The sequence below is a fragment of the Blautia sp. HCN-20427 genome (assembly GCF_037890365.1).
GTDB lineage: Bacteria > Bacillota > Clostridia > Lachnospirales > Lachnospiraceae > Blautia.
Map to the genome: position 1 here is coordinate 96,429 of NZ_JBBKBX010000010.1, position 17,698 is coordinate 114,126.

15 protein-coding genes are annotated in these 17,698 nt (G+C 36.0%); 13 read left to right on the plus strand and 2 right to left on the minus strand.

From position 1 onward, the window contains the following. Window positions 1-71 precede the first annotated feature (71 nt). From WKT17_RS08145 to WKT17_RS08190, 10 genes are all read left to right on the plus strand, one after another. Window positions 72-2,519 carry a hypothetical protein gene (locus WKT17_RS08145; RefSeq protein ID WP_340272341.1) on the plus strand — a complete coding sequence of 816 codons (2,448 nt, stop codon included), beginning with the start codon at window positions 72-74 and terminating at the stop codon, window positions 2,517-2,519. A 322-nt stretch (window positions 2,520-2,841) separates the two neighbouring features. Continuing rightward, complete coding sequence (locus WKT17_RS08150) at window positions 2,842-4,638, plus strand: hypothetical protein (RefSeq protein ID WP_117501008.1); 1,797 nt, start codon at window positions 2,842-2,844, stop codon at window positions 4,636-4,638. 9 nt (window positions 4,639-4,647) lie between these two features. Continuing rightward, window positions 4,648-6,666 (plus strand): cobaltochelatase CobT-related protein, encoded by a 2,019-nt coding sequence (locus tag WKT17_RS08155; RefSeq protein ID WP_117500922.1) that lies wholly within the window; start codon window positions 4,648-4,650, stop codon window positions 6,664-6,666. Window positions 6,667-6,717: 51 nt separating this feature from the next. After that, window positions 6,718-7,161 (plus strand): hypothetical protein, encoded by a 444-nt coding sequence (locus tag WKT17_RS08160; protein ID WP_117500923.1) that lies wholly within the window; start codon window positions 6,718-6,720, stop codon window positions 7,159-7,161. Between the two features lie 225 nt (window positions 7,162-7,386). Next, window positions 7,387-7,812 (plus strand): hypothetical protein, encoded by a 426-nt coding sequence (locus tag WKT17_RS08165; RefSeq protein WP_117500924.1) that lies wholly within the window; start codon window positions 7,387-7,389, stop codon window positions 7,810-7,812. A 538-nt stretch (window positions 7,813-8,350) separates the two neighbouring features. Beyond that, window positions 8,351-8,764 carry a hypothetical protein gene (locus WKT17_RS08170; protein WP_340272346.1) on the plus strand — a complete coding sequence of 138 codons (414 nt, stop codon included), beginning with the start codon at window positions 8,351-8,353 and terminating at the stop codon, window positions 8,762-8,764. Between the two features lie 260 nt (window positions 8,765-9,024). Then, a complete protein-coding gene (locus tag WKT17_RS08175) occupies window positions 9,025-9,630 on the plus strand; it encodes a hypothetical protein (protein WP_055303595.1) in 606 nt (201 codons plus the stop codon). A gap of 157 nt (window positions 9,631-9,787) precedes the next feature. Then, complete coding sequence (locus WKT17_RS08180) at window positions 9,788-11,029, plus strand: DUF3560 domain-containing protein (RefSeq protein ID WP_340272351.1); 1,242 nt, start codon at window positions 9,788-9,790, stop codon at window positions 11,027-11,029. A 14-nt stretch (window positions 11,030-11,043) separates the two neighbouring features. Further along, window positions 11,044-11,253, plus strand: a complete 210-nt coding sequence (locus WKT17_RS08185) for a hypothetical protein (RefSeq protein ID WP_117500927.1) — start codon at window positions 11,044-11,046, stop codon at window positions 11,251-11,253. A gap of 97 nt (window positions 11,254-11,350) precedes the next feature. After that, window positions 11,351-11,821: a hypothetical protein gene (locus tag WKT17_RS08190; RefSeq protein ID WP_133300848.1), complete on the plus strand. Its 471-nt coding sequence runs from the start codon at window positions 11,351-11,353 to the stop codon at window positions 11,819-11,821. 457 nt (window positions 11,822-12,278) lie between these two features. On the opposite strand, the gene WKT17_RS08195 is transcribed toward WKT17_RS08190, so the two are convergent. Further along, window positions 12,279-13,013 (minus strand): LytR/AlgR family response regulator transcription factor, encoded by a 735-nt coding sequence (locus WKT17_RS08195; RefSeq protein WP_117500929.1) that lies wholly within the window; start codon window positions 13,011-13,013, stop codon window positions 12,279-12,281. A gap of 208 nt (window positions 13,014-13,221) precedes the next feature. On the opposite strand from WKT17_RS08195, the gene WKT17_RS08200 reads away from it, so the two are divergent. Then, a complete protein-coding gene (locus WKT17_RS08200; protein ID WP_117500930.1) occupies window positions 13,222-13,791 on the plus strand; it encodes an accessory gene regulator ArgB-like protein in 570 nt (189 codons plus the stop codon). 276 nt (window positions 13,792-14,067) lie between these two features. Next, entirely contained in the window at window positions 14,068-14,211 is a 144-nt protein-coding gene (locus WKT17_RS16330) for a transposase (protein WP_117500931.1), read from the plus strand. Window positions 14,212-14,724: 513 nt separating this feature from the next. Here WKT17_RS16330 and WKT17_RS08205 read toward each other — a convergent pair. Next, window positions 14,725-15,411 (minus strand): sensor histidine kinase, encoded by a 687-nt coding sequence (locus WKT17_RS08205; protein ID WP_243246641.1) that lies wholly within the window; start codon window positions 15,409-15,411, stop codon window positions 14,725-14,727. Between the two features lie 1,874 nt (window positions 15,412-17,285). On the opposite strand from WKT17_RS08205, the gene WKT17_RS08210 reads away from it, so the two are divergent. After that, window positions 17,286-17,432, plus strand: coding sequence for a hypothetical protein (locus tag WKT17_RS08210; protein ID WP_158547686.1), 147 nt, complete (start codon window positions 17,286-17,288; stop codon window positions 17,430-17,432). The last annotated feature ends 266 nt before the right edge of the window (window positions 17,433-17,698 follow it).

Consider the following 17,698-nt stretch of genomic DNA (forward strand, 5'->3'; position numbering starts at 1 on the left):
TTATAAAATAAAAGTGAGCGGTTCATCATTACGATGAATCGCTTTTCTTAATAATATGGAAGGAGAAGCTTATGTATTTTACAAAAATGAGCGAAGAGTATTTTCCGGCTGTTATTGATTTAGAAAAACAATCTTATCCTGAAGAAATGCGCATGGGAATGGAAGGTTTGAAAGAGGAAGCAACGCAGCCGGAGTTTTTTTATTATTCAGTAGCAGGTTTTTCTAAAGGAGAACTTGTGTGTTACATTGTTGCATATATTCCTCAGATTTATGCCGAGTATCACTCAAAGCAGATTTATATAGCTGATGTAAATTGCCCGAATTTTCAATATTTACCAAGATTATTGTTATTCTTTTTCCAGCAATGCGAAAAATGGAACCGTAATAAGAAGCTTTTTCATGCAGAAATGAGAAGTACATCCTACCATCTTTTGGATAGTCTTTATAAATGCAAAAAAAGGGGGATAAAAATTATAGAAGATCATATTTTGCATAAATATTACGATAATGGAGAAGATGCTCATCATGTGATTTTTAGCGTCGATTTAGAAATATTAGAAGAAAGCAATTGGAAATATGGTTTTTGGAGACAGATTGATGAGATGCCTATTGGAGAAAGCGCTTATATATCGTCAGTGCTGAAATTTTTGAAGAAACCGATACAGGATGGTGTTGATTTTCACAAAAAGAATCATATGAAATTTATAATGCGTAATATGATTGAAAAATGGATAGATTACTATAGTATGTTCGGAGAAACGATCCCTATAACATCTGACTATTTTTTATATAACAGGATCCCGGAAGAAGCGAAGGACATGGATAATCATGAGATTATACATAAGTTTTTTCAAAAAGCATTGGATCGTTATCAGTTATTTGGATACCAAGAAAAGAAAGATATGAGAGATAATGAAAAAGGATATTGTTATGATGACTATAGAAAATGCCTTAAAATATACAATAAAGGCAAAATCTATAACACATCCTATCGAAATTCGTTATCAGGCTATCGCTGGCTGGAACGTACCTCCAGAGAATTTGGCGAACAGTATTTTCGAAAATATAAACGCACATATTATGTAAGTTATTTTAATAAATTTGGTTTATATCATCCCATGTATCCGGTCCCGTATATAACAAAAAATTTATATTTGTTCTATTTGGACAGAATGCTTATTATTAATAAATATTTAAAAGAATTAAATGAATTGTGTGAGAATGAAAATGAACAGTTTATTTCCATGTGTGAGACAATTTATCATATAGTATCAAAAAAATATGCATCCGGGTGTATTGAAAATATCGTCAAACGAAGAAACAAAGAAGAGGGGAATTATTTCCATGACTGGAATCTGATTGTACAAACATTATTTGATGGGAAAATGCTTCTTACAACTGGTGCAATGAAAGCTATTTTAACAAAATCATATAATCAAGCTTTCAATACATCAAAAGTTATAGAAGGCGTATGCCGGTACCTTAGAATAGAAAAGAAATTACAATTGCAGCCTAGTCAAAAAAGAGCACGTAAAAGATTGAGCAGTCTTATTAGAAAAAATAAAGATTGTAATGATTATCTGATGGAATTAAAAGAACATGTAATGGAAGCATATAGTAAAAAACTGAATTTTTCAGAAATGGAAAAAGAGATGGTGACAGATTATATGCAGCGCATACAGACGTATTGTCCAAATGTTGTATTATATGATTTGTTTCGTGAATATGGAGATCATAACTTGTCAAAATTCATACGTGGAAAATATCCCTGTTTGTTTAAAGCGCAGGAAATCCGTCTGTCTTATGAGGGATTATCATCCTTTGTGAAAACATTGTTGAAAAAGCAAACGAGGCAGGCAAAACATATTTATCGCAGGCTGAAAAAGGAAAACCTGTTACATACAGTTTTGGAAGAGAAGATAACGCCGGTTCAGTATCGTGAAGTGCTGGAAATTATGAAATTTCATAATGTAGAAAATCTTCCGGATGAATTAAAGAAACTATGTAACTTTAAGGTGTTAGTAGAAGCAAAAGGTTCCCCGGAATATCTGACAGCGGGTGATGCAACGGTGTGCTGTATGAGCTATGGCAGTATCAAGGCAAAACAGTATGCACTGGAAAGAGGATTTGGAATTGTAAATGTTTATTATAAGAACAGAGTGATTGCCAATTCTGTGATATGGATCAATGAACCTTATAATTGCCTGGTGCTGGACAATATTGAAGTGCATCCAAATTATACGGTTTATAATGAAATTTTAAAAACATGTTTTCGCACTGCTGCAGAACAGCTTATGAAACAATATCAGGTAGGATGGGTTGTACAAGGTACCTGCTATAATGATCTTATATTGTACAATGATGAGCAGATTGAAATTAGATTTCCAATGATGAAGCCGAAAGAAGTACAGTTGAAAACATTTTACTCAGATGCGGTCAAGTGCAAACTCGTTTGTGAAAAAGAACCGAATACGGGGATTAACTCTTTGGTGTCGAATACTTATCTTTCAGCAGCATAAACGTGTTAGACATTAGAAAAAGAGAGTCTCTCTTTTTCTTGACACTAAGAATGGACAATGCTAAGATAAGGTTGTAATTATTATTTTACACATCTATGATGTGTCCTGTAACTTTAGTTCCATCGGCATTTAGGATGGAAGTATTTAATTTCAGAGAATTCTGCATAAATTTCAAATTTAAAATGACAGGCAAAGTATGAAAAGAAAGAATCATGCTTTGCCTTTTTTATTTGCGAAAAAGGAGGATAAAGAAAACGCATGGTCAAGAATGCCGATGCTCATTTGGAATATGCAGAAAAGAACGAAAGGAGGAATATTTTTTATGGCGGCATTATATGAAACATGGACATTTCAGGAGGAATTACCGGATTTATTTCAGAAATTGATTCATGACCTGGGAAGAACCAAAACGAGTACAAAAGTTTCGGACTGCTCACAATATAATTCACTTCGGGCAAAATCTGCCACATTGCATGCGCCCACATTACGTGCAATTTTATGGCTGTCGGGGGTATTTGCAGGTGCAGAGACGGAAGGTGCGCTCGGCAGACAGTTCGGTGAGGGCAATACAACAAATTATTATTGTATGGAATGTAAAAATGGCGAGAGCCATTATGCTCTGATTTATAACTGGAGAAATGGAAAGTTTAAAGGCTGTGTACAAAAAGCGGATACGGTGTCGGTTTTACCATCCATACAGGAGGAACAGAATATAGCAGAACGGTACATTGCACTGCTTGCGTTTGCCAGCACGTGTTATGGCACAGAATTGTATGATATGGAATTCACGCAGCATTTTGAAAAAATAATGCAAATTCTGGATATGAATGAAGAAATAGATGAAGAGGAGTTTCTGTCCAGTGCGTATATTTGTTGTGACAATTTGTACCGGCGGGTGGAATCCTGTCTTCCATTAGAAGATGGCGGAATACCGATAGGGGAGCCACAGTTTACAAATTGTGAGTTTATTGAGTCTTATCGGTTGAAATCCGGTTTATATGGTGCAAACCAGACAGAGGTAGGGGTGTTTCAACTGCTGACAGCAAAAAGACAGCTTACAGAATCAACAATCGGGGAACTGAAAGCGTTTTATTATCAGGGGAAGGAAGTTGAGGAAAAGTATCAGGCCTTGATTCCAAAGTTACCGGATGATTACAAAGTGAATACGGCTACACAAGAAATTCTTTCCATGATTGTAAATACTCCTTCCCGGCTTTTTATGATGGAAGGGGATTCTGGTTCAGGGAAAACAACAGACACAAAGATTATTGCACAGCTGCTTGGGTATCCTCGGTTTGTATTTACATGCGGACCGGGAACGGAAGAGGTGAGCCTTATGGTATCTCTTGTTCCAAACGTAGATACGACTGCAAAGATATCAGAAAGTGAATTGCCGACATATGAAGATTTTCAGATAGATCCCGCTTCTGCTTTGGCAGTGTTGACAGGGAACTACCAGATGGAAATTGATGAAGCAACCGCATTTCGTGAAATATTGAATGCAGCAGTTCAGCAGGGATATAAACAGGCGAAAATGGAAAAGGACTTCGTGAAAACAGAATCTACAATCATTCAGGCCTGCCGGATGCCGGCGGTAATAGAAATTCAGGAAGTTGCTATGATTGAAAAGCCGGGAACCCTTACTCGACTGAATGCTCTATTTGATGACGACGCAAAAACAGACCTACTGAATGGCGAAGTAATAGAAAGACACCCGGATACGGTGGTGATCATGACAACAAACATGGATTATATCGGATGCCAGATGTTCAATGAATCAGTATTGTCAAGAATGCATCTGGTACAGCACCGGAAAGAATTGAGTGTGGAAGAAATGGCGGAACGTGCCATTTTCAAAACAGGCTGCAAGGAAAAAGAGCTGATTTACCAGATGGCAGCAGCCATCAGTAAAATCAAGAAATATCTGAGGGATAAGCAGATACGCGGCGGTGTATGCGGATATCGGGAACTGGAAAACTGGGTGTGGAATTATATGACATCAAAAGATGTTTTGGAAGCAGCAGTAAATGCTGTAATTAGTAAAGTTTCTCCATTTCCAGAAGAAAGGGACACTATTTTAAGTACATTCATTGAGCCGGCTTTTGAAGAGGCGGCATAAAGGAGGACTATGAGAAATCATCAGGAATGGAAACAACGTGTGCAGGAAGAAAAAGAAAACCTGGAGGATTATGAAGTTTTTGAATCGGCGGATTACAGGACAATGTTACATTCGATTGCCTATGAAATAACGGCGGGGACTTTGAAAACGGTGAATCTTGTAAAAGAACCAAATGAACCTTATGGAGGAAGATGTTCCAGTTTACGGGTGCTACTCAATATCGCAAATCAGGTAACTATGAGTTTTCCAACGCTTGCATTAAGAAGTGATAGTATCGTTGGTATCTTGGGACATGAGTGCGGACACTGGAACTTATCAGATTTTGAACTCCGAAAAACCTATCTGGATGAAATGAGGCAAGGAAGATGGATGATACAGCTGCCGCTTCCACAAGACTGGACTGGACAGGAACAGATGATGGAAATTCAAGAATTTCTTACTGGAGATCATCCAGCTGCAAAATATATAATGACAGAGACTGCCGCATTTATCCAGAATATGATTGAAGATGTGTATATAGAAGAAATCATGTGCAGAAGGTATCCGGGAAGTATCAGGCGTGGAATTTTACAGAACCGTATGCGGAACATGGAGAGAGTTCCCAGTATGAAAGTCCAATTAAAAGAGGGATACCGAAAGATATCAGTGATGTTAAATCTGATGGCACAATATTCCCTGACAGGAACGGTAAATAACTGGGAGATGGAAACAGATATTTTACTTGATTTGCTGGAAGAGACAAAACCGGTTATTGATTCCGGAGTCAGATGTAAAGAACCATTGGGACGTCTGGAGGCGGTCAACAGACTTCTTCTGTTGATTTGGGAATTGTTGAAAACAGAGATAGAAGAGATGGAGAAAAATATAAAACAGGAAGAACAGCCCTCTGAAAAGAATGGAAACGGGCAAAAGGAAAGTGATGGAAAAGATGCCGTTTCATCTAACACAGAGCAGAAGGTTCAGGAAGAATGGGGAAAAATTAAAAGCGAACTTCCGGATTTTCTTTGTTCCAAAGAGGAAACAGGAATGAATAACACTCCGGCAGAACTCAAGAGGGAGCAGAAGGAGATGGAAATCAAGCCAATTGAAACAAAAGAACAGTTGTTACGGTGTATAGAAAAAATTGCAGAGTCCAAAGCAGAAAAAACATATAATGCAGAAATTTTAAAGGAACTTTCGCAGGAGTTATGCGGTACAGAATTTAATGGCGATCACCAAAAAGTGAAAATGATAGTGGAACGTAAGTCCCAGATAAGCCAACGGGATATCATGCGGTATGAACTATTAGAGCCACAAATCAAACAGACAGTACGGAAAATGAATGCGGTTTTGCTGCCGGCGTTCTGTCAGCAAGGGGAACGTAAGGAAAAACAATTGTTTTTTGGGACTTCCATCAATATGCAGATGCTTTATGATCCATTTCATCGTTTTTATCAGAAAAGAGAGCCTGCAAGGACATTAAATGCAGCGGTTGTAGTTTTGATGGATTTGTCAGCTTCCATGTGGGGAAGGCGCTTGGAAAAGGCAAGATGTTGTTGTCTGTGCCTGTATAAGTTCTGTATCAGCGTGGGAATTCCGATTTTGGTTTATGGACACCATACGAACGGAGAAGGGCGAACTTTACGGAAAGAACTTGTGACTTTCCATTCTCTTGCAGAATTTGAGCCGGACAGAAATGACTGTTATCGTATCGCATCTATAGATGTGGCAGGATCTAATAGAGACGGGGCAGCATTAATCTATGCAGGTGAAAAACTAGCCAGAAGACCGGAACGGACAAAGCTTTTATTTTGTATCAGTGACGGCCGCCCCAATGGTGCATTGTATTGTGGGGAAGAGGCAGAAGCAGATATTCGGAATATCAAAAAGAAACTAGAAGCAAAGGGTATTATCGTGATGGCGGCTGCAATTGGAGATGATAAGGAAACGATTGAAAGAATTTATCAGGAAGGGTATCTGAATATTTCGGATCTAGACACGCTTACGGTTATACTTGCGAGGGAAATATTAAAACGAATACGGAGATAAAAGAATGGCAGCCAAAAACAGGCTGTTTTTATTTTGGAAAGGAGGACACGAATGAATATGGCGGGAAAAATAAGAGATAAAAATGAAACTATGGATATGGATCAGCTGTTTTCCAGTGGATATATCATAGAGCTAGAAACGGGAAAATATCTGAGCGGTTATAACAAAAAAAGTATACGAAGTTCCCCGCTGGAACGGGCAATACGTTTTCGTAGCAAACAGCAGGCGGCAGAGTGTATCAGCCAGCATTTATGCTACGTTGGATTGGAAGCATGGATTTGTGAAATTTTGTGGGTACTGCTTTCGCATAAGTACGAGTTAGAGGGGTTAGCAGAATATTGGACGGGAACTGTTTTTTCAGACCAGTTTCAAAGTGCAGTTACGTTCACTACTTATAGAGAAGCAGAGAGATATCAAAAAGTACATAACCTGGAAAACACAAGCATGATAGAACAGCAGTGTTTCCGTAGAGAGCAGATGGTGATAGCAGCCTGATAAAATTTACGGATGTTTATGGATGGATAGGGGGAACCGTTTTGCGGTTCCCTTAAAAGAAAGAAGGAATGTAATGTTACAAAAATTTTTTGAAAATATTTTTGATGTGGAGCTTTACTGTCAAATGGTAGATTTGATTCTCAGATTTCAGAAAATACGAACAGAGAACAGGCATATCGAGAATTTCAGGACCATGCTCTATTTTTCAGCTGTCCTGAACAGGGCGTGGAAGAGAGATACGGTCTGCATTATCCGGGAGAGGTTTTGGAGCGTCTGGAAGAAAAAATGGAGGTCAAGGTGGAACAATTACGCTCACTTGGTCTTGCGCTTGCAGAAACCAGGAAATTTCAAAATGCCGGTATGTTTGTTGGAAAGCAGAAGGCTTCATTTTGGAAAAAGTTCAGACGAATTCTTGCAAAAAACGATATTTATATGATGGGGATCCTATATCTCTGTGATGACAAGGAAAAATCAAAATTGTATCAGAAAATGTGCAATTGTCCTATTCAGGAGCTGCAGGAACTGCTTTTTATGCTGCATATGTTTGTGTATGATGATGAGTTTTGGGAGACGCGGAAACACGATTTGAACCAGCTGCTTGGAACAGAACGTAATTTCTCAGTTTATGCTTATAAAGAAGTCTATATCTGACTTACGGAAAAATTTTCATGCAAGTTGAAAAATTACCATAAATAAAGATATAGAAGTATTAAAATATCTGTTCCGGCTTCCATGCTGTTATGCAAAAGAAGGCAGTACGGCAAGGAAAAAGCTAATAGAAGCAGGATACTCGAAAAGAGAGATTATGTTTCTTAGTATGACATTGCTTTTTCAGACCGACCTTTACACAAAACTTAAAATAGATGGTATGACTGCAGAACGAATGGCGGTTGAAACATGTCTTTTATTTTTGAGTGGACAGGAAGATTATTCTCAAGAAGCGTATGAACTTTGTAGAAACCTCTTTGAAAAGTATCGTTTTTTTCCAGTGCGATTAGAAGGGGAGAACGGTATCATGGATTACCTTTATTACAGGTTGGAAGTCCAGAATATAAAAACATATCAGCTGCTATACGAATGTGATAATTATAGAGAAAGGCATAGCAATTGGTTTTTGATTGATCTTACAGATACGAAATAGCATGAACTGAAACAGATACTTACACCAGATGCTTTTGAAAACTGGGTATTGGAAACATTGCAGCAAAATACCTACACATCTGAACAGTTCAAACAGTATTTGTCAGCATACTTTTCTTTGACAGGTGAAGAGATTACAGAAATGTTCTGGAAACGAAAAAATTATACGCTTTCCTTATTGTTTCCGCAGTTTGTAGAACTGGGACATCTGGATCTTGCCATGTACGATCTAGGATATCGAAATAATAATTGCATCGGCTGTGTGAAAGGAGGAATGGGATATTGGAATAAGATCAGAATAGATTTTCCAGAAGTTTTTGAGCGTATGGCAAAACTGGAACGAGAGATTGGACATTCTTGTATCAATGGAATATTTTTAGATGAACTGGAACCAGGGAGAGGAAGAATGGAAGATGAAATTATACCAGACTGTAGTGTCATGTGTTACTTAAATGATTTATGAAAAGATATATGATTTAGGAGGAGTTTCGTTAAAATGCAACTTAATAAAATTTTTACAGTAGAAAAAGGAAAAAGAAAGGTCAGATGAAAAGTGATAGAACATCCATATTTCCCAGGGCAGCTTACACTTGTCCGGGACTATGTAGGAATGATGAGCTATTCACAAAAAGAAGACGAAAGACATGTCGAAGGATGTGTGACATTGGAGAATGCTTATTTGGTGGCATACAGATTAACATAAAAATCTTTAGGAGGTGGATTATGACTGAAGAAAAACAAGTGACATATAAACATTTGAAAAAAGGGCAGAAGATCAGCGGTATTAAATATATGAATACTTCTTCTGGTTTTACTGCCTATGTTAAAGAAGTGAATCCGGCATTTGTGGCAGTGGAAATGTGGAATCCCGGAGGAAGAGAAGAAAAAATAAATTCGGATGCAGTATTTTTAATCGAACTAACAGACGAAGAAATTCGTGAAAAATATAATGGAAAAGCGAAAGACGTAGTCCAAGACATTCAAAAGGTCATGCAACGGGATGAAATAGGCTGTCATGAGATGTACAATGCATGGCTGTCAAGTAATCCATGGGAGCTGGCACAGGCATGTGTCCGTCAAAAGTTGTCTATATTAGGACATTGCAGGGATATCATTCCTAAGACGGCAATATTTTCAGGAGATAAATTGGATATAGGAGTTTGCGCTGAAGATGAAAACGGAGAAAGGTTTTGGTGTCATTTCCGGTCTGAGAGTATTAATGCGCTGGTAAGGCGATATGAAAGATATCAGGAATGGAGGTCAAAAAGAGTGGGGAATATGGATGATATCCTAGGTGGTATACCGTTTGAATCCGAAACGGAAAGGTAATACAGATAATTGATGTGAAATAAAATAGATTTCTTTTGTAGTATCTTAAGAATATGGGTAATTAGATGGAAACGTGAAGCTTTGTTACTACAGCCAAAAGAAAAATTCTTCTGGCTGTATAGGTTAAAAGAGGAGATAGAATATGAGCGAATATATTATGAATATGGAAACCCAGAAGTTGGAATTGTATTTTGAGAAAGAGGATTATGTGGCGCTGCCAGATGAATTGAAGAAAGAAATTAAAAGCAACTTTCTTTTCAGCCGTAAGCATGGGGCCTGGGTAAGCCGGGCAAAGTTTCCTAATTTATGGCATGCAGAAGCTGTAGCGAAAAAAATAGGTCTTGTCAAGGGGGAGAACGTTGGTGAAACATTAACCTTTGAGGAGCAGATGGAACGCAAAGCGGAAAGGGCAAAAACGAGGGCAGAAAGATACGATGACAGGTCTCAAAGAGCTTGTGATAAAGGCAAAAGCTTACAAAGACCTATAGAGGATATGAGAGGAGATGTTGCCTTTTTTACACAGCCCAATATAAATAGCAGTGCTGGCCGTGCTTTTTCTAACAGGAGAAATAAGATGTTCGCAGCATGGGAAAAAGGCTTTGATGAGTTTAAGAAATCGGAATATTATGCGGAACGTGCAGAGGCAGCTCGACATACAGCAGCAGGAACGAAGCCTACAGATAAGGGATTTATTGATAGGCGGATTAAGGAAGCAGAAAAGACAATCCGAGCACAGAAAAAGAATTTGGAATCATATTGCAAAATGCTGAAACAGATGGAAGCAGGTAAAATCTATAAGCGTTACAATGGAGAGATTATTACACCAGAGATAGTACAAGAATGGATTGAAAAAGCTGAATTAATTATAGAAAATGCTATCAGTAAATCAGTTTATTATCATAAATGCTTAGAAGAAGTGGGTGGTATAATCTTTTCGAAGGACAATATTAAAGTTGGATATATTGTGGAAATCCGCAGATGGGGAAACTGTAAAGTAATAGGAACCGGAAAAGTTTATTTTACCTTTGAGGTGATGGATGTTCAGGATAGATGCTTTTTAAAAGCAGCATACTCTGAAATTGATAAGATTGTTTCTGCTACAGTACAGGTGGATCCGCATCCTTTTAAAGTGGGAGAGACCTATACGGTTCAAGTATGGAGCAGTACAGAGAATAGGAGAATCGAGAAAGAATATAGGGTCACGAAGGTAACTGAGGAAAAAGTTACTATCAAATCTGGTACAGATAGAGCTATTACCAAGAAACCCAGAAAGTTTAGAGATGGAGAAGGATATAGTTGGGCTATCGGTGTTGTAGATGGTATTGGCGGAACTATTTATAAAAAAGATCCTGAGCAGTGTAAAGAGTGCAAAATAGAGCTAAACAGAATTTGGATTTAAAGGTGGGATATTGAATGAAAGAAAGATGTAGAAATTATGTCGGAGTTGCCTGTGTAGATGGAAGCTGTCCTTCAGCTAACAGAGAAGAGTATGAAGAAAGATACATGCCAGTAATAAAAGGATGCAGCGATTGTTTCTATTACAGGGGATGTGTGGATTGTGCTTTAGCAGATACTCAATATTGTATTATGAAAAGGGAAGGAGATATAGGTATAGAGACATAATAAATAGTCTGTATTTGGAAGTTATAAAATTAGAACATGTACTGTGTCTGGAAATGCTGGATACAGCACATATTTGATTTTTAGGAGGACATTATGTGTGAATTGTATGGAAGAATTATTGGAAGAGAAGAATAAAGAACTGGAACAATTAGAAACTCAACTTCTAACATGCCAGCAGGCGATACGCAGGCTGCGTAGTGTTTGCCGTGATTATGAGCAGGAAAGGGAAATAAACAGCAATTGGAAACTGTCATCTTTGGAAGATATTCTAAAAAGACTAGGGGCTCAAATCCCATATTCAGAAGAGAAAAAATCGAAAAGTCCATTTACAAAAGAAGGGGAAAAAGCATATGACGATTTAAAAAAGATCCTTTCAGCTGTAGGGAATCTTATGGGAACGGATATGAAGAAAATAATAAACCTATTGGAGGATGCTGCGATTCAAAAGCAGAATGATTTGGAACTTTACCAACTGCGTTTGTTATTGAAAACCTTTGAAGAGCATAGCTGGAAAGGAAATTATTCTTTGGGAAAATGGAAAATAAGCAATGGAGGATATGATTTATGATTTGAAGTTTATTACAATGAAACAATGGTGCTTCAATGTGTGGACGGTCTGGTAACAGCCAATGCGGAAATCCCAATAAACCAGAAGGAGGTTTTGCATTGTGTTTTAGAAGAATACAGAAATGTAAAAGCTAGATATAAAAGAATCGTTCTGAAAAAATGAAAAGATCTGTATTCATACGTCATTGATATTAATAAAACTGTAAAATTTTATAAAAACTTCCATAGGAGTACTAGGAGGAACTTTTGTGGAAACGGATGTCGTGTATCTTACTTAGATTTATACACCAGTGGTTGTTGAAACTAAAAGCTTAATCCCATAGATACAAGAAAAATTTTGGGAAGAAAGAGAAGAAGAAATTTTAGTAACACCGTCAGACCGATGCTGCCTATACTTCCTATTTTATGTGAGGGTATGAGACTTTTCTTCATACCCTCAAAATTTGAGCTTTTTCTTTTTAACTCACTAATTTTTTTAATCCCTTCTTTTTTCTCACAGAAACAGGACATGTTTCTCCATTGTTCATATGAACCAGTAGTTCTTTGAAGTCTATATCGGTAATATTATCCTTATTAATTATATACGATGTATGGCATCTATAAAATCGATAGTCTAGTTGTTGCTCAATATCTTTTAGTTGTCCAGTAAATTCGATAACACGTTTTCTTGCATGAAGAATAATTTTATGGATATTGTTGGACGTTTCAAAGAAAATAATATCATTATAATCGATTACAATACGCTTATCATTTTGATTAATTGTAAAGGTTCGAGTAACATTATTGTTCGATGAAGTGTATTTACTATTTACATCTAGTAGACATTCATGAATCTTAGATTTTATGTGTTCAGCAGAATCTTTTACAATGAAATCTAGTGCCTCAGCTTTATATTGAAAAGTGAGAAAACTCATCTCCGAATGAGAAGTAATAAAAACAATGAAACATCGAGGCTGAATTTGTCGGATCCGCTGTGCTAGAGTCAGACCATTCATATCAGACCTTAAATCAATATCAAGAAAGAAAAGCCCGGTGTTTTCGGCAGTTAAAATTTCTTTGAGAAGCTGATGTGGATCAGAAGTAGCTTGAACAATCTTCATATCAAAACCTTCTATAAGAATTAAATTTGATATATATGTTGTAAAGAGATCTAACTGTTTTTTGTTATCTTCACAGATGAAAATGTCAATCATATTCAGTATCCCCTCCTTATTTTTATTATTTTTCATTATCATTATACAATAATCTAAGCCATTGTTAAAGAAAAAAAGAAAGTGTCATTTTTCCACGAATAACTGTTTCTATTTAAACATTTATTCAACGAAATTAAACGTTTATTATTAATTTACAGTTGATATTTTTAATTCTGTTATTATTTTAGCTAGAAAGGAGAGAATCAAGATGGAAACAATTGCAAATCGAATTGTAAAATATCTGGATACAGATAAAACTATTTGGAGTGATGTTGACCGAATGAGAATGAGTTTAGGGTTACAAATTATAATTCATAACATTGTTATGGTTGGAACGATTCTGTTAGTTTCAGGAATTATGGGGATTTTTTTTGAAGCAGTTATCATTTTAGCAGCATATGGAGGACTTAAAATGAGCGCAGGAGGAGTTCATTTTAAAAAAAGTTTGTCATGTCTAATTGGAACAGGAATATTTGTAGTAGTAGGTGTTCAGATTTCTAAACAGCTAAATATAGAGTTGATTCATACTATTTTAGTTTATTTAATTTGTCTTTTTATTCTCTTAGTTATTGGACCGCAGGGTACGGAGAATAATCCTATTTCAGAGGAAAATTATGAAAAATTGAGAAATAGAACTGGATTTTTGGTGTTAATATATTTAACAGTAACCATTATAATGTCAAAAACAATAGGACATATTCCATATCTACTATTTGTGGCTGTAGTATTTGAAACTATTTCACTTTTTCCATCATATATAAAAAATAGGAATGCTTAATGACATGCTCCCTTCTAAATAGACAAGTGAAATAACAAAAGCTTGTTATTCAGGAGGGAGTATATTTTATGGGAAGAAAGGCAACATTCTTTTTAGAATAAAAGTGGATATTGCCCTGTGATGCTTAAAAGGGACAGCTACTGTAAGTACTGAAGGAAAGCGATAGGAAATTAATAATGCAAGAATTTATGAGTTGATCTCATTATATCAATTGTTTAGAGCAGATGCGCTTATAGTTACTTCAAAAAATAAAGATTTTTGTTCAACTCAAGATAAGTGCCGTACCTGATAATTTATATAGATTTTCCTACTCAATACTGGAATTGGATTTGGATAAACAACACCATTGAGTATTTAAGCCGTGAGATTAAATGCCGGACAAAAGCAATCGGTGTTTTCTCGATGGGCAGAATACTTTAATACTTGTATGATACCAGACTGTGTCATGTAGCAGTAATCAACCGGATGCCAAACGCTACATGAATGTGGAGCATCTTTTCGGGGCAGAGGATGCTCTGTCGTCTGATATCATAGCCGGTTGACTGTCAGTTATCAAATAGTAGAATTATACTTTTGCAAAAATCTTGACATGATCTACAAAACTGGAAGCGTCAGATGTAACACAGAGTATATCCAGTGTTGCAAAGCGTATTGATAATGGTTCAATGAAAGGCTTCTGGGCGATTTTAAAAGAGAACGCTACAGTAGGAAACGATTTACAAATAGAGAAACATTTATGAAAATGATAGAAGATTATTATAGATAATCATAACAGTCTGCAATGTTACATCGTAGTTTTGCAATCGATGGAAAATTTGAAATTTATTTGTGGGTAGCATAAAAACTGCCAACAGATTATCTCTGCTGGCAGGAAAACTTTATGTTTTTCGATTGTCTATTTGATGGGGAGTGGTTTATAATAATTTTGCCTTTTTATATAAGTGATTTAGAAAGCTGAAGGCGTTGCACAAAGATTTTATCTTGAATTTCGGTATCCAGAAATGCGTGATTATATCTTGAAATAATTTCATGTGCATTATAAAGACCTATTCCGCGATTTGCCCCTTTAGTAGATACATTGGGTTTTGCTAAAGCAGCATAAGGGATTCCCTTTTCCAAAAAGGTATTGGAAATGACAAATATATATTCTGTTTCCAGGTTAATCAGAGCAAAGCGAATTGATGGTTGATCAGTTTCTAATGTTGCCTCAATTGCATTATCTAGAAAGATTCCAATGACTCTGCATAAATCTAGTGTATCGATTGGAAGAGAAACTATTTCATCTGTTACTTCTATATTGACATTGATATTCAATTCTATTGCATATAATAACTTGGATGATATAATGCTTTTCAGTTCTGTAGTTTTGATATTCATCAGTTGGTTTATATGTGCAGTATTCTTAGTGATTTTTTTACTTAATGGAAGGATTTCTTTATCAAAATATTCTTTTAAACCATCCATATCGTTTGCTTCAATGTACCCGGACATAGAAAGCATTATATTGGAATAATCATGTTTGAATGATCTTAAAGATGAATACATATTTTCAATCTGATTGGTATATTCTTGCAATCGATTATAAGAGTCTTGGCGTATATCCAGATTTACTTTCTCCATATGGGATTTTATTATGTTAACAATTAAAATAGTGCTGATTATAAAGTAACAGGCAAATAAAATACAGTTAAAGGTTATAACGCTACGACTATATCCAATATAATCTCCGATTGCTATGTTAAATAAAAAAATAAACAAACAGGTGAGTAGATTTGTAGTTATAAGTAATAACAGCTGTTTCGAAAGGCCAGTGTGTATTCTATGAATTACTAGATAGAGCAATCGGCCTAATATTGGACAAATACAGGCTAAAAGTAAGATATATGAAATTATATAAACAATGTAATAGGTTAAGTGAGACTGTAAATCAGCAACTGGATAGATGAATATATCCCATACTAAAGAAAATAAATTATCCCACAGCACACAAAAAAGATAAGTTGCAATAAAGACACAAATATTTATTATACGATTAGGATTAAGTGAGGCAATATATACACATGTGCTTATAATTAAAAGAATAACACCCATGTTGCCCAAGACAAAACCAATAAGAAGTATATTAATCAGCAATATAGTAGATAAAACAATTATCTGCTTTAATTTCAACTTAAAAGGTAGAAAGCAGTAAATGGGAAGTAAGTAGGAAAAAACACATAAAACATATGGTAGTATTTGTATTACTTTCATTGTAACAACCAAACCCTTTCACATTTTTCTAGTAGACATTTATATTATATTACTTATAGTTTTTGAAATCAACTGTTATTCGGCAAATTAAACGCTGCCCTCTCCGTCAGATTAAAACAGATCTTTTGGAGTGTCTGATCATGGTATGAAGCATATAGTTTTGGGGATTTTCGGCGCACTATTTTATGAGTAAAAACCATCATGCAGATTATTTTACATGATGGTTTCTAAAGCTATCCGAGTTCGAAGTCATTGATTGCCTGCATAACGGCATCGGCGGTTATGATATTTAAATTTGAGCTGTTTCCAACCAACAGACTTGCATTGCACAGTTTGTTGATCATACGTGGAGTCCCATTCGCAGCATTGAGGATCGCTTCAAGTGCGTTATCTTCGAATACCGTTTGGGTGCATCCAGCACCATTCAGTTTGGCAGTAACATAAGAATGCCCTTCTGCTGTTTTTTGTCATGCCTTCCAGGTTATAATTCATGACAATTCTCTGGCGGAAAGGTTCGTGGATGCTTAGGCGCAGGGTACTGTACTGTTCTGCCAGTATGTTCCGGAATCCGGTGTCATGTCCATAGCCTGGATCAGACGGACGTGCAGAACCAGAGGAATCTGTGAATAAGGGATCATAGATGAAAGGAACAGTGCGTGGGTATGCCTACAGACTTTGCAGTACACTCGAACGACTGAAAGAGAGAGGAGCCTGTCAGTAAGCTGGGTCTTGCGTCTGTAAGAGCCATAACGGATGAGACAGCCGGAGTGGACACAGATACAGGAAACAAGGTTAAGATCAAGAGAATCTATCGTTTTATTGTAAAAATCCTGAGAAATAAGGTTGTAGTTTTATGTTTTAATTGTTATCATAGGTATGTATCAATGTAGCATAAGCTATATTTGGGTGAAAGCAGGAATCAAACTTTGGACGGGGAGATTTCTGCTTTTTTATTTCATGGTTACAAAACTATATGATAACACAAGAGGTCTCAGGGTAAAACAATCTCATGGAAAATATGTCAGATTCCCTTATGCCAAGACCTCTTTTATTATGTCTTAAAAGCGAAAAAATAGTTTGTTATAATGTGCCTGATAATAATCAACGATTATTACTGAATAAACGTTGAACTCCACTGCAAATATTACATTTTTTCTATAAAAAAGATATTTTATTCGAAACTTAATAATATAACAAAGCTATAGTTTATACTTAAATCATCAAATATGAAAGGAAGAACAAAAATGAAAAATAGTTTAAAAAAGAATCTTGGTAATTTAGCAATCAATATGGGAAAACATGCTGTTGGTAAATGTATGATTCCAGGAATGTTTGATCCTAAAATCCCAAATGCACTTAAGACAGAAATGAAGAAAGATACAAAAGAATGATATAAATTTTTAAATAGTGTGTAAATACTATAATCCTAAATATAAGCAATATATAACGGTAATATTTCATAAACAATATATTGACTCATATCAGTAGCTGAAAAATCAAAATTCCAATAAGCCCTGTTCAGTTGTGATTGCACCTAGAATCTTGGACACATTAATTTATGGCAGAGGTCCAACATATGGATGTTTCTCTGTACTTAGCAGAGAGCATCCATTTTGTTTGTTAGGGCAAAGCCCTGTTTGCCATTGTGGAGTTTTTC